Below are 24486 nucleotides of genomic sequence, written 5' to 3' on the forward strand. Positions count from 1 at the left end.
GGTGACCGGCAGCCGTTTTCCACGGCTGCCGGGCGGGCGCCCCGGCGCCTGACTGAATACCGTATCCGGCGCCCCTTGCGTGGCGCCGCGGGCCGATGATAGTGTCGGCACATCCGGCCGCGTTCGCGTGCCGCATCTTCTGGACGCAGTTTCTTCCAGACCCATTCCCAATGTTCGCCGCCCCAGCCGGGCGCTCGCACCTTCAAGCGAGGAATAACGCTCTTGTCCGATAACACTCCCGAAACCGGTAGCGCTGATGCGCCCGCCGAAAAGCGCGTGCGCAAAGCCCGCGTAACCAAGGCTGCCGCTCCGGCCGCCGCCGAAACCAGCGCTCCGGCGCAGCCTGCCCTGCCGCTGACAGCCGCGCCCGAAGCGCCGGCACCGGCCGCAGCGCCTTCCACGCCGAGCGCGCCTGCCGCCGAGGCCCCTGCCAGCAATGGCGGCGGCGAAGGTGGCGAGGGCCGCGAATCCGGCCAGGCGCGCCAGAACAACCAGGGCGGTGGCCAGAACCAGAACCCCTACAACCAGGGCGGCCAGCAGGGCCAGCAAGGCCAAGGCAACCGCCGTGACCGTTTCCGCAACCGCCGCGACCGTGATCGCAATGGCGGCGGCGGCGGCGGTGGTGGCGGTGGCAACGGCGGTCGCTTCCGCGACGACGGCATGCCGAACGACAACGGCGAACAGCAGCCGTTCGTACCGCGTCCGCACGCCAACGTGCCCGAGGGCTTCCCGGTCTATTCGCTGAGCGACCTCAAGCGCATGCCGGCCCAGAAGCTGCTGGAGATCGCCGAGCAGCTGCAGATTTCCGAAGGCGTGGCCCGTGCCCGCAAGCAGGACGTGATCTTCGCGCTGCTGAAGGTGCTGACCCGCCACGGCGACGGCGTTGCCGCCGACGGCGTGCTGGAAATCCTGCCGGACGGCTTCGGCTTCCTGCGCGCGGCCGAGGCCAGCTACCTGGCCGGCCCGGACGATACCTACATCTCGCCCAGCCAGATCCGCCGCTTCAACCTGCGCACCGGCGACCATCTGTCGGGCCGCATCCGCTTCCCGAAGGACGGCGAGCGTTACTTCGCGCTGTCGATCGTGGACACCATCAACGGTGAGCCGCTGGAAGCATCGAAGAACAAGGTGCTGTTCGAGAACCTGACCCCCCTGTTCCCGCGTCGCCGCTTCACCCTGGAGCGCGGCAACGGTTCGTCGGAAGACATCACAGGCCGCATCCTCGACCTGATGGCACCGCAGGGCAAGGGCCAGCGCTCGCTCATCGTTTCCCAGCCGAAGGCCGGCAAGACGATGATGATGCAGCAGGTCGCCACGGCCATCACCACCAACCATCCGGACGTACACCTGATCGTGCTGCTGATCGACGAGCGCCCGGAAGAAGTGACCGAAATGCAGCGCACCGTGCGCGGCGAAGTCATCAGCTCGACCTTCGACGAACCGGCCGCGCGCCACGTGCAGGTGGCCGAAATGGTCATCGAGCGCGCCAAGCGCCTGGTCGAGCACAAGAAGGACGTGGTGATCCTGCTCGACTCGATCACCCGCCTGGCACGTGCTTACAACAACGTCGTGCCGAGCTCGGGCAAGGTGCTGACCGGTGGTGTGGACGCCAACGCCCTGCATCGCCCGAAGCGTTTCTTCGGTGCTGCGCGCAACGTGGAAGAAGGCGGCAGCCTGACCATCATCGCCACCGCGCTGGTCGATACCGGCTCGAAGATGGACGAGGTGATCTACGAAGAGTTCAAGGGCACCGGCAACAGCGAAGTGCACCTGAGCCGTCGCATCGCTGAAAAGCGCGTGTTCCCGGCCATCGACATCAACCGTTCCGGCACCCGCCGCGAAGACCTGCTGATCGAGCCGGAGCTGCTGCAGAAGATCTGGATCCTGCGCAAGCTGCTGCATCCGATGGATGAAATGACGGCGATGGAATTCCTGCTGGACAAGATGAAGAACACCAAGTCCAACGACGAGTTCTTCGGTTCGATGAAGCGCTGATCGCGCGGCATTGATGGAATACGGAAAGGCCCCGCAGTGCGGGGCTTTTTCTTTGGATGGCGGCAGGACCAACGGCTTCACTTCGCGGCCCTGTGATTTGGCGATAATCTGCGGGACAAATGCCTGACTCTCCGCCCCGACCGTGCTGGCCGGGCCGCCGATTCCCGCTGTTGCCCCATCCGGAGGATCCGGCGGGTCCAGCCCTGCCCGATCCTTCAACCGCATGCGCACACTGTCCCCCCGGCTCAACCTGGGCAAGCTGATCCTTGCCCTGGCCCTGCTCAGCGCCGTCATCGCCCTGGCCAATACGCTGCTTGCCAGCTATCGCGTGCAGCGCGACCAGCTGGTGGGCAACACCCTGGAAGCCAACCGCGTGTACGCCACCAAGCTGGCCGAGACCACGCAGAACTTCCTGCTGGCCGCACAGCAGCAGCTGGCCTATGCCGCCACCCGGCTTGGCAACAGCGACATGGATCCGACCCAGGCGCAGGATGAGGCCCGTCGCCTGCAGCTGCAGTCCAGCAGCTTCAACTCCTCTCTGGTGGTGGCCAACGACGGGCGGGTGATCGCGACCTCGCCGCAGAGCCTGCAGCTGCAGGGCGAGATCCTGCGCAGCGCTGGCAACAAGGCAGCGTTGGAACGGCGCCAGCCGATGATCAGCGATCCCTACCAGTCGGCCACCGGCAAGCTGCTGATCTCGATCTCGCACCCGGTATTCGACCGCAGCGGCCAGTACCGGGGCTATGTCAGCGGCACGCTGTACCTGCGCCAGCGCAGTGCACTCAATACGCTGCTGGGTACGCACTATTACCGCGATGGTTCCTACCTGTACGTGGTGGACCGCCATGGCCGTCTGATCTATCACAACAACCCCAAGGAAGTGGGCACCTACGCATTGAACAACCCGGCGGTGAGGGAAGTGATGCGCGGCCAGCGCGGTGCGCAGCAGGTGCGCAACAACCACCAGGTGGCGATGCTGGCCGGTTACGCGCCCGTGGCGGCAACCGGCTGGGGCATCGTCGCGCAGCGCCCGACCGAGGCGACGCTGCAGCCACTGTCACGCCTGATGTCGGCGGTGATCTGGAATGCCATTCCGCTGGGCGTGTTGTCGCTGCTGATCACCTGGTGGTTCGCCCGCCGCATTTCGCTGCCGCTGTGGCAGCTGGCGCGCAACGTGCAGGACGGCGAAGACACCGGCAATGCGATCAGCCACGTCAATGGCATCCGCGCCTGGTACTTCGAAGTGGCGCAGCTGAAACAGGCCGTGCTGTACAGCTTCAGTGCGCTGCAGGATCGGATCGGCACGCTCAACCGGGCCAGCCGCACCGATCCGCTGACCGGCCTGCTCAACCGTCGCGGACTGCAGCAGGCGCTCGACGCACTGCAGGCGCAGGGCCTGCCGTTTGCGATCCTGACGCTGGATATCGACCGCTTCAAGTCGATCAACGACAGCCACGGTCACGACGTCGGTGATGCGGCCATCGTGCATATCGCCGAACAGATGCGCCGCCATTCGCGCGAGACCGACGTGCTGTGCCGCGCCGGTGGCGAGGAGTTCCTGGTGCTGCTGCCGGGCGTTGGCATCGAAGCGGCCCGGCAGACCGGCGAGCGCCTGCGCCAGGCCATCGCCGACGAACCGTTCGCTCCGGTGGGCACCATCACCGTGTCACTGGGAGTGGCCCACTTCCCCAGTTTCCATACCGATCCGGAACAGGCACTGCGCTTGGCCGACAAGGCCCTGTACCTGGCCAAGGAACAGGGCCGCAACCGGGTGGTGGTGTACCCGCACGCCGATTGAGCACATCGATTCCAGCGGGATGCGCCGGGGCAGGCCCGGTGCATCCCGCAATCACGCATCATCCCAGCGGGGTCAGCAGGCGCGGGCCTTCCTGCGCACGACCCACCATGTACACACCGCCTTCGGGCAGCAGATCGGTTCCGGCGATCTGGGTTTCCTCACCGGTCTTCCACGGCGCCTGCTGGCGCGGACCGGGAATGTACGCGGTCCAGCGGCCGTAACGCTCGCTCTGCTTGTCGAAGAAATAATTGACCGGCACGCGCACGGTCCAGAAGTCCCGGTCCTTGCCCTCGCCGGTAGTGGGCGGGTTGAAGGTCCATTCGCGGGCGCTCCTGACACTGGCCTTGGCAAGCACGTCGCGCAGCTGGTTCATCGTACGCTCGGGACCGACCACGGTCAGGTTGGTCTGCTCGGCAATTACGTCAGCTACCTTGCCATCACGCCCCACCTTGACCAGAAGCATGACAGTGCCCTGCCCGCGGATCGATGCCGCCTGTGGTGGGTAGACCGGTGCGCGCGTCTTCGCTGCGGTGACGTCATCGGTGCTCGGCGCACTGGATCCGCCGAGCTTGCCGAAGCGCGCATCAACCACCCGTACCTGCATGCTGTTGCCCTCCATGTTGCCGGCAATCAGACGCAGGTGGACGGTAGTACGGGCAGGCATCGGCTTGCCGTCGACCAGCGTCGGCTCAAATCGCCAGCTCTGCACCGCCTTGTCGACGAACCCCGCTACGCCAGCATCAACCTTCTCGCGGTGATCGAGCTGGAACCCTTCAACCTGGCCTTCGCGGCCGATGTCGATGACGCCGCTGAGGGTCATGCTGGCCTCGGCCTGCCTGCGTACCTCGCGCGCGGTCTGCGCATCGGCGGTATCGATCAGGGCTGCACCGCCAGACACCGCAAGGGCCAGTGCCAGGAAAAGAGAAGAACGCATCATTGCCGATCCTTGGTGATGAAAGTGCCGAGATTACCCGAGTTCCTAGCAGTCGGCACGACCAATCACGCCAACCGCTGCGCAGCCGAGTACGGTGGCGTGTCCGGATAATCGCCCGCCGCAAAGCGCGCCTGCAGTCCCTGCCACCAGGCGGGATCGAACAGATGGCGATAGTGCTCGCGCACCGCTGCCAGTTCCTGCGCCGGCAAGCCCATGAACGGCCCAAACCGCTCGGGGAAGACGTCGCGCGGACCGACATGGAACCAAGGCTCATCAGCCATCGCTTCCTCTGCGGAGCTTGGCTTGGGCCAGGCCCGGAATACGCAGTCGCTGACCAGGCACAACTCGTCGTAGTCGTAGAACACGGCACGGCCGTGGCGCGACACGCCGAAGTTCTTCGGCAGCATGTCACCGGGGAAGATGTTGTTGCGCGCCATGTCGGTGATCGCCTGCGCGTAGTCGAGTACCGCTGCGCGCACGGCCTCGCCAGCCTGTTCGCGCAGATAGAGATTCAATGGCCGGAAGCGACGCTGCACGTAGCACAACGCGATCTCCACCTCTTCGCCATCCACGCGCACGCTCTGCGCGCACTGCTGCAGCAGCTCGTCCAGCAACGCCGGGGCAAAGCGTTCGCGCGGGAAACGCAGGTGCCGGTAGGGCTGTGCGTCAAGCAGGCGACCGACGCGGTCGAGGTTGAACACCAGGGCGTACTTTTCCTCCACCTGCTGCCGCGACATCGTCTTGGGCCAGGCGAAACGATCGCGGATCAGCTTGAACACCAGCGGGTAGCTGGGCAGGGTGAACACCGCCATGACCATGCCCGGCGTGCCTTCGGCATGCGCCAGACGCTCGTTCGGGTGCTCATTGAAGTGACGGAAGAACGTCCGGTAGCGCTCGGTCTTGCCCTGTTTGGCGCGTCCGAGCACGGTATAGATCTCGTCGATCGGCTTGCCCGGCAGCAGGCTGCGCAGGAACACCACCGCATCGCCAACCGTGCCCAGGTCGGCCTGGAAATAGCTGCGCGACACGCCGAACAGATGGGCCACATCGCGACGCCGGGTCAGCACGGCATCGGCGCGCAGGCCCCGGTCGTCGTTGACCAGCGCGATCACGCACGGCGAGAAGCGGTGCTCGCCGAACACGCGCCCGACCAGATAGGCGCGACGCTCGCGGTAGAACACGGTATCGAGCAGTTCGATGCTGCGTACCGGCGTGTCGCCCCAGTGCGCCAGATCGTCCTGCAGGCGCACGGCGATGGCGGCGGCACAGCGCAGCTGGTGCGCATACGGAACATCGAAGCGGTAGTCGGCCAGCACCCGTTGCAGCGCCTCGACCGGCCGCGTCGGCGATACCGCGTAGGTGTGCCGCGCCACCGGATGGGTGATCGCATCGGAGGGCTCGACATCGAAGGCGATGAACTCCACTTCCGGATCCACACCGCGGATGGCGAACAGCCGCCGCGACAGGGTGTTGTAGAAGGTCTTGTAGAGCTCGGCGTCGATCAGGCCCTGCAGCAGGGCGCTGAAGTGCGCGTGCACCTGCAGCCACAGCGCGCGTTCGCTGATGGCGTCACCGGCCAGCCGCCGCAGCGCATCCATCTGCTCGGCGATGCACTGGTCGTACAGGGCGATGCGCTCCACCGCATCGTGGCGCGCCGCCGCCCAGTCGCGCTGCTGGAAACGCACCCGGGCACGCGCCGTGATCGCGGCGAAGCGGGCGTGATACTGCTCGAAACCATCGCGGATGGCGTCGGCGATGCGCGGCGCCAGTTCGGTTGCAGTGACAGGATCGGCCATGCACGACGTATCCGGGGAAACCGATCTCACCATACGCTGGCGTGGGGTAGCTTGTGTAGAGCCGAGCCACGCTCGGCTGCTGCTGCCTCAGAGAACCAGACAAACGCAACCATTCCTACAGACCCCGGGCGGCTGCATCGCCTACTCTTTCAGGCCCATAACGGCATGAGGTGACGCATGCAGCAAATGACCCTGATCCCACGCATGGAGGAAGGCAACGTAATCCCGCAACGGGTACGCGACGGCTACATCAGCGCGACGGCGCTCTGCCAGTCAGTGGGCAAGCGCTGGTCGGACTATCGGTCGCTGAAATCCACCGGTGAGTTCATCGAGGAGCTGACCCTGCAGACCGGCCTCCCGGAGGACCAGCTCATCCATGTGGTGTCCGGGGGCAATGCGGCGATGCAGGGCACCTGGATCCACCCTTACCTTGCCATCAATCTCGGCCAATGGTTGTCACGCAAATTCGCGGTGAAGGTGTCGCAATGGGTCGTGGAATGGCAGCAGGGCCGGGCGAACGCCGTCATGCCCGCCCACATCGAGCGCTACATGCAGAACCGCTCGAAAGTGCCCTACACGCATTTCTCGATGTTGAACGAGCTGACCCTGAACCTGATCGCGCCACTGGAGCAGGCGGGCTATACGCTGCCGCAGGAGCTGGTGCCGGACATCTCCGAGGGCCGGCTGTTCTGCAAGTGGCTGCGCGATCATAAGGGCATCGATCCCAACACCTTCGACACCTATGAGCACAGCTATCCAGACGGCCGCAACGTGCAGGCAAAGCTCTATCCGAACGAGCTCTACGAAGACTTTCGCCGGCACTTCAACGAAACCTGGCTCCCACTGCATGCACCCAGATACTTTGCTGCGCGCGACAGGCAGGCGCTGACCTTCGTACGCACGCTTCTGCTGCCTTCGACATGACGTCACAGCGGACCGATCCCTGGGCTGCCGTGCAGCACCAGGGATCGGTCCCATCGAGCCGGCTCAGATCGCCAGTTCGGCCTCCACGTCCTGCACCTTGCGCCGCGCCAGGGCGAGGTTGGACTTGGTCCGGTCCAGCACGATGTAGAAGAACAGGCCCTTCTTCTTCGCCACCGGGCGCATGATGTGATACGCCTTGCCGAGCGAGATCAGGATGTCCTCGATGCCATCGTTGAGGTTGAGCGAGGCGGCGGTTTTCATCTTCGCGCGGATCACTTCGGTGTTGCCGGCGGCCGCCACTTCCATGTCCATGCCCGAACCGGCCTCGCCCAGCAGCATGCCGCTTTCGTAGTCGACCAGCGCCACGGCCTGCGCGCCATCGATACCCATCAGTGCAGTCAACGAATCATTCAATCCAGCCACGTTACACCCCTCTCAATGTTGATTCGAGCCCCTCGTTGCCCTGCGGCCGGGCTCACGATCCGCTGAGTTCGGCCAGGATCGCCTGGCCACATTCCCTGCTCTGCCACAGCACCTGGCCGATCACGCTGCGCTGGTCGCAGGCCGCCATCAGCAGCAGCGGCGCTCGCCCCTCGGCCTGGATGGCCAGCATCAGCACCTTGCCACCGGCGGCCTCCAGCATCAGTGTCTGCAGATCGCCCAGTGCCAGTTCGCGCCCCACTGCTGCGGCCAGGGCCAGCATCGCGCTGGTCATCGCCGCCAGGCGTTCGCCGCGCCCGTCCGCACCAGCACTGACCAGGGCAAAGCCATCTACGCTGGCCAGCACCACGGTCCGCCCCCCTTCCACCCGCTGCTGCAGGTCCTGCAGCAACGGCTGCAGGCGCTCGCGCTGCTGCGCGTCCGGCAACGGCGCGCCTTGTCCATCAGCCATGTGCGGCCACCAGTGCATGCGCTTCCATTTCGCCCATCAGTACGTCCATCAGCAGCAGTCCTTGTTCGCGATCGCGGGCATCCACCGCCAGCAACGGCAGCGGCTGGCCATCGAGCCGGGCGCGCTCGGCCCAGTCATCCAGTGCCGCTGCCGGCACCTGGTCAAGATGGGTCACCGCCACCACCAGGGCCAATGCCGGACCGAACGGGCGCAGCACCTGCAGGTAGGCGTCCAGCTCAGCGGCCACCCCGGCACGGCGCGCATCCAGCAGCAACACCGCACCGCGCGCACCCTGCAGCAGGATCGGCCACAGGAAATCAAAGCGCTGCTGGCCAGGCGTGCCATACAGGCGCAGCCTCTCGCCGTTGGGCAGGTCGATGTCGGCGTAGTCCAGCGCCACCGTGGTCGAAGCCTTGTCGGCGCCCGCGCGGTCGCTGTTGGCTACGTCGGTGTCGACCACCGCACCGGCGGCGATGCTGCGTACCAATGTCGACTTGCCGCTGCCCATACCGCCGAGCACCACCACCTTGTGCTCACGCATCGCGATCACTCCCGCGCAGCGTGCGCCACAGGCGTGCGAGCAGGCCGTTGTCGGCAGTGCTGGCACGCGCACCCGCCAGCGGTACTGCAGGTGCGACCTGCAGCTGCGCATAGCCGCACAGGTAGGCGGCGTGGATGAAATCGCGCACGGCGGCGGCGGGAAGATCCAGCAGCATCGCGCATTCGTCCACCGTGCAGGCACGCTTGAGCAGCAGCGAACATAGACGGAAGCCATCGTGATCGTGGCCGAGCACGCGGAAGTCCGGCCAGCGCAGCAGCTTCACCGACGCCCCGCGCAGGCGCTCATCCAACGCCTGCCAGTGGCGGCTGCGCTGCGCCCATTGCCACAGCAACGGACGCAACGGCAGTCGCGTGCGGTCACCCGCCAGTGCCTGCAGCTGCGCCGGCAGCAGCGCATCCAGATACAGGTGCTCGAAGCCCTGCGCCAGCCGTTCCACCAGCACCGTGGCCGGTTCGTGCAGCAGTACCGCCTGGTCCTGCTCCAGATCCAGCAGCAGCAGCGGCTCTGCGCCCTCGCCCAGCAGCGCCTGGCCCTGCCGCGATGGCAGCCGCTCGCGCAGCAGGCGGGTGATCGCATGCGCGCCGTCAGCCAGGCGGATCGGCGTCGCCTCGGTGCCGGCCTGCATGCCGCGCAGCGCCCGTCCTATCGCGCCATCATCCAGTACGTCCTGGCCGCCATCGCCTTCGCGCAACTGGCCGCCGAGGTCCTCGATCCAACAGTGCAGGCGCGGGCGCTGCTGGCGCATGCGCAGTGCCGCGTTGCGCAGCGCCGGCGTATCGCGGATCACCAGCAGATCGCAGTCGTCCAGGTCCTGGCTGCGGCGGATCTGCCCGTCCGGCAACGCCGAGGCCAGCCGCAGCCTCTGCAGCAGGGCCTGTTCGCCCTGGATGTCGGTTCCCACTACGAGCACGCGTGCCATCCGTGTTCCCCGTGCGACCACCTCCCCGGCGGTCTCGCATCGCCAAGGCTAGGCCATGGCTTGCCGCCATCGTCGTGATCGACTGCTCATATTGGTGGCAGTGGTGAATATGCATGCGTCCGTTCTGCGACGGCCATCGCGGGCAAGTTTCATGCCGTGTTGACGGCGTTCCGACAGATGACGGATTTCACGGTTTTGTGCAGCTCCCGTCCGCGCGTGGACAGGCACCAACGGCATGCGGGCAAAAAGAAACCCGCGCCGAGGCGCGGGTTTCTTTCCAGGTCTCAACCGGGCGGCGATGAATCAGCCGCGCAGCTGCTCCAGCGCGGCATTGAAGGTCGCGCTCGGACGCATCGCGGCAGCGGCCTTGGCCACATCCGGACGGTAGTAGCCGCCGATGTCCACGGCCTTGCCCTGCACCGCGATCAGCTCGTCAACGATCTTCTGCTCGTTGTCGGCCAGCGCCTTGGCCAGCGGAGCAAAGCGTGCCCGCAGTGCGGCATCTTCGTTCTGCGCTGCCAGGGCCTGCGCCCAGTACAGGGCGATGTAGAAGTGGCTGCCACGGTTGTCGATGCCACCGAGCTTTCGCGACGGCGACTTGTCGTTGTCCAGGAACTGGCCGTTGGCCTCGTCCAGCGCCTTGGCCAGCACGCGGGCGGCAGCGTTGTCGTAGCGGTTGCCCAGATGCTCCAGCGACGCGGCCAGGGCCAGGAATTCACCCAGGGAATCCCAACGCAGGTAGTCCTCTTCGACGAACTGCTGCACGTGCTTCGGTGCCGAACCGCCAGCACCGGTCTCGAACAGGCCGCCACCGGCCATCAGCGGCACGATCGACAGCATCTTGGCGCTGGTGCCCAGCTCCATGATCGGGAACAGATCGGTGAGGTAATCGCGCAGCACGTTGCCGGTCACCGAAATGGTGTCCTCGCCCTTGCGGATGCGGGCCAGCGAGAAGGTGGTCGCTTCCACCGGCGGCAGGATGCGGATGTCCAGGCCGTTGGTGTCGTGGTCCTTCAGGTACGTCTCGACCTTGGCGATGACCTGCGCATCGTGGGCACGGGCGGCGTCCAGCCAGAACACGGCCGGGGTGCTGCTCAGGCGCGCGCGTTCGACGGCCAGCTTGACCCAGTCCTGGATCGGCGCGTCCTTGGTCTGGCACATGCGCCAGATGTCGCCCGCTTCCACGGCATGTTCGAACACCACGTTGCCGGCGTCATCCGTGACCTTGACCACGCCGTCGGCAGCGATCTGGAAGGTCTTGTCGTGCGAGCCGTACTCTTCAGCCTTCTGCGCCATCAGGCCGACGTTGGGCACCGAGCCCATGGTGGCCGGGTTGAAGGCACCGTTGCTGCGGCAGTCGTCGATGACAGCCTGGTACACACCGGCATAGCAACGGTCCGGAATGACCGCCTTGGTGTCCTGCAGCTTGCCTTCGGCATTCCACATCTTGCCGGAGTCGCGGATCATCGCCGGCATCGAGGCGTCGACGATCACGTCGCTCGGCACGTGCAGGTTGGTGATGCCCTTGTCCGAGTTGACCATGGCCAGGCCCGGACGCTGCGCGTACTCGGCCTGCAGGTCGGCTTCGATGGCGGCACGGGTGGCTTCGGGCAGCGACGGCAGGCGCGCGACCAGATCACCGATGCCGTTGTTGGCATCGAAACCGGCCTGCTTGAGCGTGTCGGCGTGCTTGGCGAGCACGTCCTTGTAGAACTCGTTGACGACCACGCCGAACATGATCGGGTCGGAGACCTTCATCATGGTCGCCTTCAGGTGCAGCGAGAACAGCACGCCCTGCGACTTGGCGTCTTCGATCTGCGCATCGATGAAGGCGGCCAGCGCCTTGCGGCTCATCACTGCCGCGTCGACGATCTCACCGGCCTTGACCGCGGTCTTTTCCTTCAGCACGACGGTGCTGCCGTCCTTGCCGTGCAGGGTGATCTTCAGCGCGCCGGCGTTGGCCAGGGTGGCCGACTTCTCGCTGCCGTAGAAATCACCCGCGTCCATGTGCGCAACGTGCGACTTCGAATCGGACGCCCAGGCGCCCATGCGGTGCGGGTGCTTGCGGGCGTAGTTCTTCACCGACAGCGGCGCGCGCCGGTCGGAGTTGCCTTCGCGCAGCACCGGATTGACTGCGCTGCCCTTGACCTTGTCGTAGCGCGCCTTGTAGTCGCGCTGCTGGTCGTCGGCCGGGGTTTCCGGGTAATCCGGCAGCGGATAGCCCTGGTCCTGCAGTTCCTTGATGGCGGCCTTCAGCTGCGGCACCGAGGCGGAGATGTTCGGCAGCTTGATGATGTTGGCGTCGGGGGTGGTCGCCAGCTGGCCCAGCTCGGCCAGGTCATCGTTGACCTTCTGCGCATCGCTCAGCAGTTCCGGGAACAGCGACAGGATGCGGCCGGACAACGAGATGTCACGGGTTTCCACTGCGATGCCCGCGGTGGAGGTATAGGCGTCGACGATCGGCAGCAGCGACTGGGTGGCCAGGAACGGTGCTTCGTCGGTCAGCGTGTAGAGGATCTTGGACATGGGGGACTTGGACTCTGTAGCAGTGCTCAGGGGAAGGCCGGCGCCAGCGCCGGGCCACGTGCAACCGTGTCACTTTCCCCGCCGCCGTCAGGGTGGGCGCGCGTCGGGGAAACCCCTGCATTGTCGCGTTTTCAGCCGCGCGGGGCAAAGCCGTGCCATACGCGGCGGTACTGCACCCTGGCAACGCTGTGATCCATCCACGCGTGGCGTGGATGGAGATGATGCCGCGTGCAAGGCCCAGGTAGATCCACGCCATGCGTGGATGAGGCCTTCCCGCAAAGCCACCAACAAAAAAGGACGCAGCCTCGCGGCTGCGTCCATCGTGAGTCCAACCGGGAGAGAGTCGGCGGGACTTACTTGACCTCGAACTCCTGCGGCGTTCCGGCCGCCTTACCATCAACCATGACTTCGGCGCGGTACTTGCCGGCCGGCCAGCCATTGGCATTCTTGAAGGTGATGTTGGTGGTCTCTGCACCGCTGGTGTTCAGGGTCGCGTTCTGCTCGCCGGCCACCTGGCCATCCTGGAAGGTCAGCTTGGCGCCGACGGTGACATTGTTGGCCGCGCCATCGGTCTTCACCGAGACGATGACATCGTCCTTCGGCGCGAACAGGGCAGCCGTGGTCACCGACTTGTCAGCTGAGGCAGTCTTGCCGACAGTGACTGCCGATACCGCCACGGCCGATGCAGCCATCGGCGGCGGCGCACCGGTCATCGGAGCGGGCGCCTCGGCAGGCGTGGTTGCCGCCGGAGCCGCGTTGTTGTCTGCGGCTTCTTCCTTCTTCTTGCAGCCCACCAGGGCGACGCTGCCCAGCAGCGCGGCCAGCAGGGCATTCTGAAGCGGGGTCGTCTTGATCATTCGGGATTCCTCCAAGGATTGTTCGGACGGCGATTGGATCGCCGGTATTACTTCGGCGGCAGTTTCAGGGTCTGGCCCGGGAAGATCTTGTCCGGGTCGTCGAGCACATCGCGGTTGGCTTCGAAGATCTTCTTCCAGGCGTTGGCATCGCCCAAGTGCTGCTTGGCGATCTTCGACAGCGAATCACCCTTCTGCACGGTGTAGGTGCCACCGCTGACCACCTCGGCGGTACTGTCCACCGAAGCACTGACGCCGGAAAAGTCCGCCTTGGGGACCTGCTGGGCGGTACTGTCGACGCTGCCACTGACGCCGGAGAAATCGGCTTTCTTCTCGGTACTCATCCACACACTCCCGTCTGTATGACTACATGGCTGGCACGGTGTCATAGAGGTTGTTAAATGGGGATGGTGCCGATGTGAAGCCGCCCCCCGGGGCGGCTGAACAATCGAGGTGGAACGCCGCCGCTGGGCTAGCCGGGCATGGCCCGGCGCTACCCGTCACAACGCGGCCCGACGGTAGTGCTGGCCGCTGGCCGGCTTGGCCTGGACGCGGGCTCCGCGCGGTTGCCGGCCAGCGGTCGGCACTACCTGTAACCGCCTGCGGCGGTTACTGCCGCAGTTCTCGGTAGGTCGCGGCCGGGGCGGCGATGCCGGGGCTGGCGCGCCACGGGTTGATGTCCAGGCCACCGCGACGGGTATAGCGGGCTTCGACTTCCAGCCACTGCGGCCGGCAGCGCGCGGACACTTCGCTGAAGATGCGCTCGACGCACTGTTCGTGGAACTCGGCGTGCTCGCGGTAGCTGACCAGGTAGCGCAGCAGGCCGGCACGATCGATCTGCGGGCCGCGGTAGCGCAGGCTGACGGTGGCCCAGTCCGGCTGGCCGGTGACCGGGCAGTTGGACTTCAGCAGGGCCGAGACCAGAGTCTCCTCCACCAGCGCATCGGCGTTGGCCGACAGGTAGTCCGCCTGCGGCGGGCCATAGCAATCGATGTCCACCTCAAGGCCGTCGATCGACTCGCCCAGCGGTGATTCGCGCAATGCCGGCAGGCCGAACGTGACCTGGACCGGGGCACCGGCGCAGGCCGACAGGTCGGCGACGAGGCGCTCGCGCAGGGCTTCGGCACTGTCGATGCGGGTGCTGTTGAGGGAGTTCAGGTAAAGCTTGAACGACTTCGATTCGATCAGCCGCGGCGAGGTGCACGGCACCTGCACGGTGGCGACGGCGACCTGCGGTTTGCCACGCGGGTCAAGCCAGCTCAGCTCGAAGGCGTGCCAGCGGTCATGGCCGACGAAGGGCAGCGCGGCCTCGTCCAGACCGATCTCGGCGCGGGCGCCGACGCGCGGGATGGGAAACAGCAGGCCGGGATCGTACTGCGACGGGTAACTGACCTCGCGACCGAGGCTGGAATCCTGTGGGGTGTTCATGGTGCTTATTGTATCGCGCGCAGAGCGGGCCTTCGGCCGGGTCGGCCAACGGCGGAGCCCCTCCGTGGTGGGGTTGGTTGGTCGGCAGAGCGGTCTATCGGCTTGGCCGGGAGGGTGGGTTGGCTGGGGGACGCCGTGAATACGTCCTTGTAGGCTCGAGCGCGCCATCCATGGCGCTTACGCCGCCAGCCAACCACCCTCCCGGCCACGGTCAATTTCCCGCGCCACCACAGGAAAGATCAGGAAAGAATCAAAATCAAAAACAGGATCAAAAACCGATCCTTCAGCCATTCATGGCATCTGCCATCCACGCATGGCGTGGATCTACCGTGTCGACCAAGGTCGACACCCACCAACAGCCGCACAGAACGCCGTTCCGACAGATTGCGCAAACCTGTCGAAGGCGGGGTGGGTCCGGTTGCGGGGGGTGTCCGCGGCATGGACGCCGCGGCCAAGCCCCCAGGGATGGGTTTACGGCGTCCCCCGCAACCGGACCCACCCCGCCATCCCACGGATAGCCCGCTTCTGCTGTTGCTGTTGCTGTTGCTGTTGCCGGCCAGCGGCCGGCACTACCGCTTCGGCGGGTGCAGGGCGCAGCCCTGCCGGAAACCCTCAACCCGCCGGGGTGCCCGCACCATGCAGATAATCCAGGCTTACCTGCAGCAGCGCGCGGAATCCAACATCCAGCGCCTTCTCATCCAGCAGGAACTTCGGCGAATGGTTGGCCGGCGCCGTCGCCGGGTCGATGCCCACGCTGGTGGAACCGACGAAGAAGAACATGCCCGGCACCTCCTTCGCGTACAGCGAGAAATCCTCCGCGCCCATCTGCAGCGGCGGCTCGTACACGTTGTCCTTGCCCACCACCGCCTGCAGGCTCGGCAGCATCTTCGCGGTCAGCGCCGGGTCGTTCACCGTGGCCGGGTTGCCTTCCGATTCGTAGATGTCGGTCACCGCCTTGGCCCCATGCGCGGCAGCGGTGTGGTCGGCCACGTTGCGCAGGTCGGCGAAGATCTGCTGGCGCATTCCTTCATCGAAGGTGCGGATGGTGCCGACCATCTCCACTTCATCGGGAATGATGTTGTAACGGATGCCGCCGTTGATCGCGCCGAAGGTCAGCACCGCCGGCTGCTTGGACAGGTTGGCCCGGCGGCTGACGATGGTCTGTGCGGTGCCGATCAGGTCGGCAGTGGCAACAATCGGGTCGACGCCGTTCCATGGGGCCGAGCCATGGGTCTGGCGGCCGATCACCTTGATGCCGAAACGATCGGACGCGGCCATCAGCGGGCCACCGCGCACCGCGATCTGCCCTGCCTGCACGCTGGAGAACACATGCAGGCCGAACACCGCCTCGGGCTTGAAGTCGGCAAACAGGCCTTCCTTCAGCATCAGCGCCGCACCGCCCTCTTCCGGCGGCGGCGCACCTTCTTCGGACGGCTGGAAGATCAGCATCACCTGGCCCGGCAGGTCCTTCTTCATCGCCACCAGCGCTTCGGCCACGCCCAGCAGGGTGGCGGTGTGCGCGTCATGGCCACAGGCATGCATCACGCCTACGGTCTGACCGCGGTACTGCGCGGTGGCCTTGGAGGCGAACGGCAGCCCGGTCTGCTCGGTCACCGGCAGTGCGTCCATGTCCGCGCGCAGGGCGATCTTCGGCCCCGGCTTGCCGCCTTCGATGATCGCCACCACGCCGTGGTGGGCAATGCCGGTCTTCGGCTTCAGGCCCATCGCACGCAGCCGCTTGGCGACCTCGGCGGAGGTGCGCTCCTCGCGGTTGGAGAGTTCCGGGTGCTGATGGAAATCGCGGCGCCATTCAACCACCTTGGCCTGCAGGCGCTGCGCGGCGGCGGTCACTTCCGGGCGCTGCGCGTCCTCGGCGTGGGCAAGGGCCGGCAGGGCCAGCAGCAGGGCGGACAGCAGCAACGAACGGCGCATCTCGATCTCCACGGAAGGGGTCTGCACCTGAATGTAGGGCAACCTTGCCGTTACGGGAACCTCCAGCGTCGTCCATCTGTCTGAGCGCCCGTCCCATCCGTCATGCAGGAAACCCGGTGGGCCACAGGTATGCTTTGCGCATTGCCACCCGGGGTTGCACCCCGTCCAGCCCTCTTGGAGTCTTGAATGTCACGTGTTTGGAAGATCGTGCTGCTGGTCGTGGCGGTACTGGTGCTGGCCGTGGTCGGCCTGCGCGTACTCGGTGGCGGCAAGGACAAGGCAGCCGGGCAGGAAGCAGGCGCTCGCGAGGGCGGTGAAGATCCCGATGCCGGCCCGGTGCCGGTAACCGTGGTCGATGCCGTTCGCCAGGACGTGCCGGTGTATGCCAGCGCACTGGGCACGGTGACCGCGATGAACACCGTGACCGTCAGCCCCCAGGTGGGCGGCCAGCTGATGAGCCTCAATTTCCGCGAAGGCCAGGAAGTGAAGAAGGGCGACGTGCTGGCGGTGATCGACCCGCGCACCGCCCAGGCCAGCTATGACCAGGCCGTCGCGTCCAAGCGCCAGAACGAAGCCCTGCTGGCCACCGCGCGCTCGAACTACCAGCGCTCGAACGCGCCGGAGTACCGCCAGTTCGTGGCCAAGACCGATCTGGATACACAACGAAACCAGGTGGCACAGTACGAAAGCGCAGTGGCGGCCAATGAAGCCAGCATGCGTTCGGCGCAGGTGCAGCTGCAGTACACCAAGGTCACCGCGCCGATCACCGGTATCGCCGGCATCCGCGCGGTCGACGCCGGCAACGTGGTCAACGCCGGTACCGCACTGGTCACCCTGACCCAGATCCATCCGATCCACGTGCTGTTCAACCTGCCCGAGCGCCAGCTCGGCGACGTGCGCCAGGCGCAGGCCGCCGGCAGCGTGCCGGTCGCAGCGCTGGACCGCGCCGATTCGCACGTGCTCAGCGGCGACGGCAAGCTGGATGTGGTCGACAACCTGATCAGCGCCGACAGCGGCACCTTCAAGGCACGCGCGGTGTTCGACAACACCGACAACGGCCTGTGGCCGGGCCAGTTCGTCAATGTGCGTATGCAGCTGCGTACCATCGGCGGCGGCGTGGTGATCCCGACCCAGGCAGTACTTCGTGGCCCGGACGGCGAGTACGTCTACGTCGTGCAGGGCGACAACACGGTGAAGATGCAGACCGTGCGCAGTGGCGTGGAAGTGGGCGACAGCCAGGTGCAGATCGCCGAAGGCCTGAAGGGCGGCGAACGCGTGGTCAGCGAAGGCCAGTTCCGCCTGAAGCCGGGCAGCAAGGTGACCGCGCTGAAGCCGGGTGAGACCCCGGCCGCACCGACCGAGGCCGAACTGAAGGCCGCCGAACAGAAGAGTGGCGGCGGCCGCCGCGGTGGTGGCCCGCGCTGAGCGCAGGCCCCTGCTCTTCCCCGCGCCGGCGATCCCGCCGGCGCTGCCATTGAAGTGCCAGCAAGGATCAGTCCGTGGGCTTTTCGACGATCTTCATCCGCCGCCCGATTGCCACCTCGCTGTTGATGGCGGGCTTGTTGCTGCTGGGCATCCTCGGTTACCGCAAGCTGCCGGTGTCGGCGCTGCCGGAAATCGATGCGCCCAGCCTGGTGGTGACCACGCAGTACCCCGGTGCCAACGCCACCACCATGGCCTCGCTGGTGACCACGCCGCTGGAGCGCCAGTTCGGGCAGATCTCCGGGCTGGAACTGATGACCTCCGATTCCTCGGCGGGGTTGTCGACGATCATCCTGCAGTTCTCGATGGACCGCGACATCGATATCGCCGCACAGGACGTGCAGGCGGCGATCCGCCAGGCCACCCTGCCCTCGTCGCTGCCGTACCAGCCGGTCTACAACCGGGTGAATCCGGCCGACGCGGCCATCGTCACCCTCAAGCTGACCTCCGATACGCGACCGCTGCGCGACGTCAACAACTACGCTGACTCGATCCTCGCCCAGCGCCTGTCGCAGGTGCAGGGCGTGGGCCTGGTGTCGATCGCCGGCAACGTGCGTCCGGCCGTGCGCATCCAGGTCAATCCGGCGCAGCTGTCCAACATGGGCCTGACCCTGGAAGAGCTGCGCAGCGCGCTTACCCAGGCCAACGTCAATGCGCCGAAGGGCTCGCTGAACGGCAAGACCCAGTCCTACAGCATCGGCACCAATGACCAGCTGGCCAGCGCCGCCGAATACCGCGACACCATCATCAGCTACAAGAACGGCCGCCCGGTGCGGCTGTCCGACGTGGCCGAAGTGATCGATGGCGTGGAGAACGACCAGCTCGCCGCATGGGCCGACGGCAAGCCGGCCGTGCTGCTGGAAGTACGCCGGCAGCCGGGCGCCAACATCGTGCAGACCGTCGAGCGCATCCGCGCGCTGCTGCCGCAGCTGCAGGGCGTGCTGCCGGCCGATGTGCACCTGGAGGTGTTCTCCGACCGTACCGAAACCATCCGCGCCTCAGTGCATGAAGTGCAGTTCACCCTGATCCTGACCATCGGCCTGGTGGTAGCGGTGATCTTCGTATTCCTGCGCCGGTTCTGGGCCACGATCATTCCCTCGGTGGCGGTGCCGTTGTCGCTGGCCGGAACTTTCGCAGTGATGGCCTTTACCGGCATGTCGCTGGACAACCTCTCGCTGATGGCGCTGGTGGTGGCCACCGGCTTCGTGGTCGACGATGCGATCGTGATGATCGAGAACATCGTGCGCTACATCGAACAAGGCAAGAGCGGCAAGGAGGCGGCCGAGATCGGTGCGCGCCAGATCGGCTTCACCGTGCTGTCGCTGACGGTTTCACTGGTGGCGGTGTTCCTGCCGCTGCTGCTGATGCCCGGCGTCACCGGCCGCCTGTTCCACGAGTTCGCCTGGGTGCTGAGCATCGCGGTGGTGCTGTCGATGCTGATCTCGCTGACGCTCACCCCGATGATGTGCGCCTACCTGCTCAAGCCCGATGCGCTGCCCGAGGGCGAAGACGCGCACGAACGTGCGGCCGCGGCCGGCAAGCAGAACCTGTGGACGCGCACCGTCGGCCTGTATGAGCGCAGCCTGGACTGGGTGCTGGAACACCAGCCGCTCACCCTGGCCGTGGCCGCGGCCGCGCTGGTACTGACCGTGCTGCTGTATGTGCTGATTCCCAAGGGCCTGCTGCCCGAACAGGACACCGGCCTGATCACCGCCGTGGTCCAGGCCGACCAGAACATCGCCTTCCCGCAGATGGAGCGACGCACCAAGCAGGTGGCCGAAGCGCTGCGCAGGGATCCGGACGTGACCGGCGTATCGGCCTTCATCGGTGCCGGCAGCATGAACCCCACGCTCAACCAGGGGCAGCTGTCGATCGTGCTGAAAGAGCGCGGCGAACGTGATGGACTGGATGAGATCCTGCCGCGCCTGCAGAAGTCCGTCGCCGGCATTCCCGGCGTGGCGCTGTACCTGAAGCCGGTACAGGACGTGACCCTGGACACCCGCGTGGCCGCCACCGAGTACCAGTACTCGCTATCGGACGTGGACAGCGCGGAAGTCGCGCTGCAGGCCAACCGCCTGACCCAGGCGCTGCGCCAGCGCCCGGAACTGGCCGACGTCGACAACAACCTGTCCAACCAGGGCCGCGCGCTGGAACTGAACATCGACCGCGACAAGGCCAGCGTGCTGGGCGTGCCGATGCAGACCATCGACGACACCCTCTACGATGCGTTCGGCCAGCGCCAGATCTCGACCATCTTCACCGAGCTCAACCAGTACCGCGTGGTGCTGGAAGTGGCGCCGCAGTTCCGTACCAGCACTGCGCTGATGGAACAGCTGGCGGTCGCCTCCAACGGTGCCGGCGCACTCACCGGCACCAACGCGACCAGCTTCGGCCAGGTCACCTCGTCCAACTCGTCGACCGCCACCGGTATCGGTGCGCAGAACACCGGCATCACCGTCGGTGCGGGCGGCATCATCCCGTTGTCGGCGCTGGCCGAGGCGAAGGTCTCCAGCGCGCCGCTGCTGGTCAGCCACCAGCAGCAGCTTCCTGCGGTGACGGTCTCCTTCAACGTTGCTGCGGGCTACTCGCTGTCCGATGCGGTCAAGGCCATCGAAGAGACCAAGGTCAGCCTGGACATGCCGGCGCACGTGCATGCGCAGTTCATCGGCAAGGCCGCCGAATTCACCGGCAGCCAGACCGACGTGGTGTGGCTGCTGCTGGCCTCGCTGGTGGTGATCTACATCGTGCTGGGCGTGCTGTACGAGAGCTACATCCACCCGATCACGATCATCTCGACCCTGCCGCCGGCCGGCGTCGGTGCGCTGCTGGCATTGATGGTCTGCGGCCTGAGCCTGTCCGTGGACGGCATCGTCGGCATCGTGCTGCTGATCGGCATTGTCAAGAAGAACGGCATCATGATGGTCGACTTCGCCATCGAGGCGCGGCGCACCGGCGCCAACGCGCGCGAGGCCATCCGCCGCGCCTGCCTGCTGCGCTTCCGCCCGATCATGATGACCACCGCTGCAGCCATGCTTGGTGCGTTGCCGCTGGCGCTGGGCACCGGCATCGGCTCGGAACTGCGTCGGCCGCTGGGCATCGCCATCGTCGGCGGCCTGCTGCTGTCGCAGCTGGTAACCCTGTACACCACGCCGGTGATCTACCTGTACATGGAACGCTTCTCGGAATGGCTTGCCCGTCGCCGTGAGCAGCGTGCGCTGCGCGATGGCACGGTGCAGGAGCCGCAGGCATGACCCTGGCCCCGCACCTTCGGGGGGCTGCACGATGAACCTGTCCGGCCCCTTCATCCGCCGCCCGATCGGCACCGCCCTGCTGGCCATCGGCTTGTTCATGGTCGGCGTGATCTGTTACCTGCGGCTCGGCGTGTCGGCACTGCCGAACATCGAGATCCCGGTGATCTTCGTGCACGCCAGCCAGTCCGGTGCGGATGCGGCGACCATGGCCTCAACGGTGACCGCGCCGCTGGAGCGTCATCTCGGCCAGCTGCCTGGCATCGACCGCATGCGTTCGTCGAGCTCGGAAGGCAGCTCGCTGGTCTTCATGATTTTCCAGAGTGACCGCGACATCGATTCGGCCGCGCTGGACGTACAGACCGCGATCAATTCGGCGCAGGCCGACCTGCCCTCGGGCATGGGCTCGCCGATGTACCAGAAGGCGAACCCGAACGACGACCCGGTGATCGCCATCGCGCTGACTTCGCAGACGCAGTCCGCCGATGAGCTGTACAACGTCGCCGATTCGCTGCTGGCCCAGCGCATCCGCCAGATCGGCGGCGTCGCCTCGGTGGATATCGCCGGTGCCTCGACGCCGGCGGTGCGTGTGGACGTCAACCTGCGCCTGATGAACGCGCTGGGACTGACCGCCGACGACCTGCGCAATGCCGTGCGCGCGGCCAACGTGACCTCGCCCACCGGCTTCCTCAGCGATGGCAACACCACCACGGCGATCATCGCCAACGATTCGGTCGCACGCGCCGCCGACTTCGCCGATCTGGTGGTCAAGACCCAGGGCGATGGCCGGGTGATCCGCCTGAAGGACATCGCCAACGTCTACGACGGCCAGCAGGACGCCTACCAGGCCGCGTGGTTCGACCACAAACCGGCCGTGGTGATGTATGTGTTCACCCGCGCCGGCGCCAACATCGTCGAGACCGTGGACCGGGTGAAAGCGCAGATTCCCGCGTTGCGCGACTACCTGCAGCCGGGCACCACGATGACGCCCTACTTCGACCGCACCCCGACCATCCGGTCGTCGCTGCATGAAGTGCAGATCACCCTGCTGATCAGCCTGGCGATGGTGGTGCTGACGATGGCGCTGTTCCTGCGCCGGTTGGCGCCGACGCTGATCGCGGCGGTCACCGTGCCGCTGTCGCTGGCCGGTGCCGCGCTGGTGATGTACGTGATGGGCTTCACCCTGAACAACCTGAGCCTGCTGGCGCTGGTGATCGCGATCGGTTTCGTGGTCGACGATGCGATCGTGGTGATCGAGAACATCATGCGCCACCTCGACGAGGGCATGCCGCGGATGCAGGCGGCCTTCGCCGGTGCGCGCGAAATCGGCTTCACCATCGTCTCGATCACCGCTTCGCTGGTGGCGGTGTTCATCCCGCTGCTGTTCGCCAGCGGCATGATGGGCGCGTTCTTCCGCGAATTCACCGTCACCCTGGTGGCGGCGATCGTGGTGTCGATGATCGTTTCGCTGACGCTGACCCCGGCGCTGTGCAGCCGCTTCCTCAGCGCGCACGACCACACGGCGGCACCGTCGCGCTTCGGCCGCTGGCTCGATGCCGGTCACGAGCGGATGCTGCGCATCTACACCGTGTTCCTTGATTTTTCGCTGCGCCATGCGCTGCTGCTGTCGTTGACGCCGTTGATCCTGATCGGCGTCACCATCTTCCTGTTCGGTGCGGTGAAGAAGGGCGCGTTCCCGCCGCAGGACACCGGCCTGATCTGGGGCCGCGCCAATTCCAGTGCGACGGTGTCCTTCGAGGACATGGTCAGCCGCCAGCGCCGCATCACCGACATGCTGATGGCCGACCCGGCAGTGAAGACCGTGGGCGTACGCCTGGGCAGCGGACGCCAGGGCTCCAGCGCACAGTTCAACGTCGAACTGAAGTCGCGCAAGGAAGGGCGCCGCGAAACCACTGCACACGCACTGGCACGGCTGAGTGCGAAGGCCGACCGCTACCCGGACCTGCAGCTGCGCCTGCGCGCGATCCAGGACCTGCCCAGCAACGATGGCGGTGGCAACAGCCAGGGCGCACAGTACCGCGTCTCGCTGCAGGGCAACGACCTGGCCGCACTGCAGGAATGGCTGCCCAAACTGCAGGCGGCATTGAAGAAGAACCCGAAGCTGTGTGATGTCGGCACCGACGTCGACAACGCCGGCCTGCGCCAGAACATCGAGATCGACCGGGCCAAGGCCGCGCGCCTGGGCATCTCGGTCGGCGCCATCGACGGTGCGCTGTACGGCGCCTTCGGCCAGCGCCAGATCTCCACCATCTACTCGGACATCAACCAGTACAGCGTGGTGGTCAATGCGCTGCCGTCGCAGACCGCTACGCCTTCGGCGTTGGACGAAGTGCATGTGCGTGCACGCAACGGCGAAATGGTGCCGATCACGGCGGTGGCCCGACAGGCGCCGGGCCTGGCGCCCTCGCAGATCACCCATGAAAACCAGTACACGACGATGGACCTGAGCTACAACCTCGCCCCCGGCGTCAGCATGGGCGAGGCCAAGGCCATCATCGACAGCACCGTGGCCGGCATGCGCATGCCCGGCGACATCCGCCTGGCCGACGATGCGGGCTTCGGCTTCAATTCCGACCCCAGCGACATGCTGATCCTGGTACTGGCAGCCATCCTCACCGTCTATCTGGTGCTGGGCATCCTGTACGAAAGCCTGATCCACCCGGTGACGATCCTGTCCACCCTGCCGGCCGCTGGCGTCGGTGCGTTGCTGGCGCTGTTCGGCACCAACACCGAACTGTCGGTGATTTCGATGATCGCGCTGGTGCTGCTGATCGGCATCGTCAAGAAGAACGCGATCATGATGATCGACTTCGCCCTGGTGGCGCAGCGCGAACATGGGCTGACTCCGCGCGAGGCCGCGCGTGAAGCCAGCATTGTGCGTTTCCGGCCGATCATGATGACCACGATGGTGGCGATCCTGGCGGCGGTGCCGCTGGCGATCGGCCTGGGCGAAGGTTCGGAGCTGCGTCGCCCGCTGGGCATCGCGATGATCGGCGGCCTGCTGTTCTCGCAGAGCCTGACCCTGCTCAGCACGCCGGCGCTGTACGTGATCTTCTCGTGCCTGGCCGAGCGCTGGAAGGCGCGGCGCGCGCGCAGGCGTGAAGCGAAGCTGCTGAGGCGCGCACAGCGTGCGTAGCCAGGCCCATCCACGCATGGCGTGGATCTACTGCAACAC

At 66.2% G+C, this 24486-nt stretch carries 17 protein-coding genes; 6 read left to right on the forward strand and 11 right to left on the reverse strand.

What is annotated here, in order from left to right:
• Positions 1 to 222 precede the first annotated feature (222 nt).
• Together rho and AC1DKR_RS14160 are read left to right on the forward strand one after the other, a co-directional pair.
• Positions 223 to 1995 carry a transcription termination factor Rho gene (gene rho, locus AC1DKR_RS14155; RefSeq protein WP_428703956.1) on the forward strand — a complete coding sequence of 591 codons (1773 nt, stop codon included), beginning with the start codon at positions 223 to 225 and terminating at the stop codon, positions 1993 to 1995.
• Between the two features lie 223 nt (positions 1996 to 2218).
• On the forward strand, positions 2219 to 3793 hold the full coding sequence (locus AC1DKR_RS14160) for a sensor domain-containing diguanylate cyclase (RefSeq protein ID WP_478033295.1): 1575 nt from the start codon (positions 2219 to 2221) through the stop codon (positions 3791 to 3793).
• 58 nt (positions 3794 to 3851) lie between these two features.
• Here AC1DKR_RS14160 and AC1DKR_RS14165 read toward each other — a convergent pair whose 3' ends face one another.
• Together AC1DKR_RS14165 and aceK are read right to left on the reverse strand one after the other, a co-directional pair.
• Positions 3852 to 4727: an energy transducer TonB gene (locus AC1DKR_RS14165; RefSeq protein ID WP_312786992.1), complete on the reverse strand. Its 876-nt coding sequence runs from the start codon at positions 4725 to 4727 to the stop codon at positions 3852 to 3854.
• Positions 4728 to 4792: 65 nt separating this feature from the next.
• A complete protein-coding gene (aceK, locus tag AC1DKR_RS14170; RefSeq protein WP_478033296.1) occupies positions 4793 to 6523 on the reverse strand; it encodes a bifunctional isocitrate dehydrogenase kinase/phosphatase in 1731 nt (576 codons plus the stop codon).
• A gap of 177 nt (positions 6524 to 6700) precedes the next feature.
• Here aceK and AC1DKR_RS14175 point away from each other — a divergent pair, with 177 nt between their 5' ends.
• Positions 6701 to 7447, forward strand: a complete 747-nt coding sequence (locus tag AC1DKR_RS14175) for a KilA-N domain-containing protein (protein WP_025878602.1) — start codon at positions 6701 to 6703, stop codon at positions 7445 to 7447.
• 63 nt (positions 7448 to 7510) lie between these two features.
• Here the strand turns inward: AC1DKR_RS14175 and AC1DKR_RS14180 are convergent, their stop codons facing one another.
• From AC1DKR_RS14180 to AC1DKR_RS14220, 9 genes are all read right to left on the reverse strand, one after another.
• Positions 7511 to 7870 (reverse strand): hypothetical protein, encoded by a 360-nt coding sequence (locus AC1DKR_RS14180; RefSeq protein ID WP_025878601.1) that lies wholly within the window; start codon positions 7868 to 7870, stop codon positions 7511 to 7513.
• 52 nt (positions 7871 to 7922) lie between these two features.
• Positions 7923 to 8339 carry a roadblock/LC7 domain-containing protein gene (locus AC1DKR_RS14185; RefSeq protein ID WP_478033297.1) on the reverse strand — a complete coding sequence of 139 codons (417 nt, stop codon included), beginning with the start codon at positions 8337 to 8339 and terminating at the stop codon, positions 7923 to 7925.
• Positions 8332 to 8880 carry a GTP-binding protein gene (locus AC1DKR_RS14190; protein ID WP_312786994.1) on the reverse strand — a complete coding sequence of 183 codons (549 nt, stop codon included), beginning with the start codon at positions 8878 to 8880 and terminating at the stop codon, positions 8332 to 8334. The genes AC1DKR_RS14185 and AC1DKR_RS14190 overlap by 8 nt, the downstream gene beginning before the upstream one ends.
• Positions 8873 to 9820 (reverse strand): hypothetical protein, encoded by a 948-nt coding sequence (locus AC1DKR_RS14195; protein WP_223496890.1) that lies wholly within the window; start codon positions 9818 to 9820, stop codon positions 8873 to 8875. The genes AC1DKR_RS14190 and AC1DKR_RS14195 overlap by 8 nt, the downstream gene beginning before the upstream one ends.
• Positions 9821 to 10123: 303 nt before the next feature.
• Positions 10124 to 12346: an NADP-dependent isocitrate dehydrogenase gene (locus tag AC1DKR_RS14200; protein WP_478033298.1), complete on the reverse strand. Its 2223-nt coding sequence runs from the start codon at positions 12344 to 12346 to the stop codon at positions 10124 to 10126.
• Positions 12347 to 12699: 353 nt separating this feature from the next.
• The gene (locus AC1DKR_RS14205; protein ID WP_478033299.1) at positions 12700 to 13203 is read right to left on the reverse strand and encodes a hypothetical protein; all 504 of its coding nucleotides are present in this window, start codon (positions 13201 to 13203) and stop codon (positions 12700 to 12702) included.
• A gap of 47 nt (positions 13204 to 13250) precedes the next feature.
• The gene (locus tag AC1DKR_RS14210) at positions 13251 to 13544 is read right to left on the reverse strand and encodes a LysM peptidoglycan-binding domain-containing protein (protein ID WP_025878595.1); all 294 of its coding nucleotides are present in this window, start codon (positions 13542 to 13544) and stop codon (positions 13251 to 13253) included.
• A 265-nt stretch (positions 13545 to 13809) separates the two neighbouring features.
• On the reverse strand, positions 13810 to 14628 hold the full coding sequence (gene queF / locus AC1DKR_RS14215) for an NADPH-dependent 7-cyano-7-deazaguanine reductase QueF (protein WP_032976417.1): 819 nt from the start codon (positions 14626 to 14628) through the stop codon (positions 13810 to 13812).
• Between the two features lie 612 nt (positions 14629 to 15240).
• Positions 15241 to 16560: a M20 family metallopeptidase gene (locus AC1DKR_RS14220; RefSeq protein ID WP_025874644.1), complete on the reverse strand. Its 1320-nt coding sequence runs from the start codon at positions 16558 to 16560 to the stop codon at positions 15241 to 15243.
• A 186-nt stretch (positions 16561 to 16746) separates the two neighbouring features.
• Between AC1DKR_RS14220 and AC1DKR_RS14225 the strand changes: the two genes are divergently transcribed.
• From AC1DKR_RS14225 to AC1DKR_RS14235, 3 genes are all read left to right on the forward strand, one after another.
• Positions 16747 to 17985 carry an efflux RND transporter periplasmic adaptor subunit gene (locus AC1DKR_RS14225; protein WP_236510704.1) on the forward strand — a complete coding sequence of 413 codons (1239 nt, stop codon included), beginning with the start codon at positions 16747 to 16749 and terminating at the stop codon, positions 17983 to 17985.
• A gap of 74 nt (positions 17986 to 18059) precedes the next feature.
• A complete protein-coding gene (locus tag AC1DKR_RS14230) occupies positions 18060 to 21293 on the forward strand; it encodes an efflux RND transporter permease subunit (RefSeq protein ID WP_478033300.1) in 3234 nt (1077 codons plus the stop codon).
• A 31-nt stretch (positions 21294 to 21324) separates the two neighbouring features.
• Positions 21325 to 24447, forward strand: a complete 3123-nt coding sequence (locus tag AC1DKR_RS14235) for an efflux RND transporter permease subunit (RefSeq protein ID WP_478033301.1) — start codon at positions 21325 to 21327, stop codon at positions 24445 to 24447.
• Positions 24448 to 24486 lie beyond the last annotated feature (39 nt).

This window comes from Stenotrophomonas sp. 01N47 (assembly GCF_056399165.1).

Coding starts and splice junctions, on each gene's coding strand:
- AC1DKR_RS14210 (WP_025878595.1), bottom strand. CDS start 13,544: ATGAGTACCGAGAAGAAAGCCGATTTCTCCGGCGTCAGTGGCAGCGTC.
- AC1DKR_RS14165 (WP_312786992.1), bottom strand. CDS start 4,727: ATGCGTTCTTCTCTTTTCCTGGCACTGGCCCTTGCGGTGTCTGGCGGT.
- AC1DKR_RS14185 (WP_478033297.1), bottom strand. CDS start 8,339: ATGGCTGATGGACAAGGCGCGCCGTTGCCGGACGCGCAGCAGCGCGAG.
- queF (WP_032976417.1), bottom strand. CDS start 14,628: ATGAACACCCCACAGGATTCCAGCCTCGGTCGCGAGGTCAGTTACCCG.
- AC1DKR_RS14175 (WP_025878602.1), top strand. CDS start 6,701: ATGCAGCAAATGACCCTGATCCCACGCATGGAGGAAGGCAACGTAATC.
- AC1DKR_RS14235 (WP_478033301.1), top strand. CDS start 21,325: ATGAACCTGTCCGGCCCCTTCATCCGCCGCCCGATCGGCACCGCCCTG.
- AC1DKR_RS14160 (WP_478033295.1), top strand. CDS start 2,219: ATGCGCACACTGTCCCCCCGGCTCAACCTGGGCAAGCTGATCCTTGCC.
- AC1DKR_RS14225 (WP_236510704.1), top strand. CDS start 16,747: ATGTCACGTGTTTGGAAGATCGTGCTGCTGGTCGTGGCGGTACTGGTG.
- AC1DKR_RS14190 (WP_312786994.1), bottom strand. CDS start 8,880: ATGCGTGAGCACAAGGTGGTGGTGCTCGGCGGTATGGGCAGCGGCAAG.
- AC1DKR_RS14205 (WP_478033299.1), bottom strand. CDS start 13,203: ATGATCAAGACGACCCCGCTTCAGAATGCCCTGCTGGCCGCGCTGCTG.
- aceK (WP_478033296.1), bottom strand. CDS start 6,523: ATGGCCGATCCTGTCACTGCAACCGAACTGGCGCCGCGCATCGCCGAC.
- AC1DKR_RS14220 (WP_025874644.1), bottom strand. CDS start 16,560: ATGCGCCGTTCGTTGCTGCTGTCCGCCCTGCTGCTGGCCCTGCCGGCC.
- AC1DKR_RS14195 (WP_223496890.1), bottom strand. CDS start 9,820: ATGGCACGCGTGCTCGTAGTGGGAACCGACATCCAGGGCGAACAGGCC.
- AC1DKR_RS14200 (WP_478033298.1), bottom strand. CDS start 12,346: ATGTCCAAGATCCTCTACACGCTGACCGACGAAGCACCGTTCCTGGCC.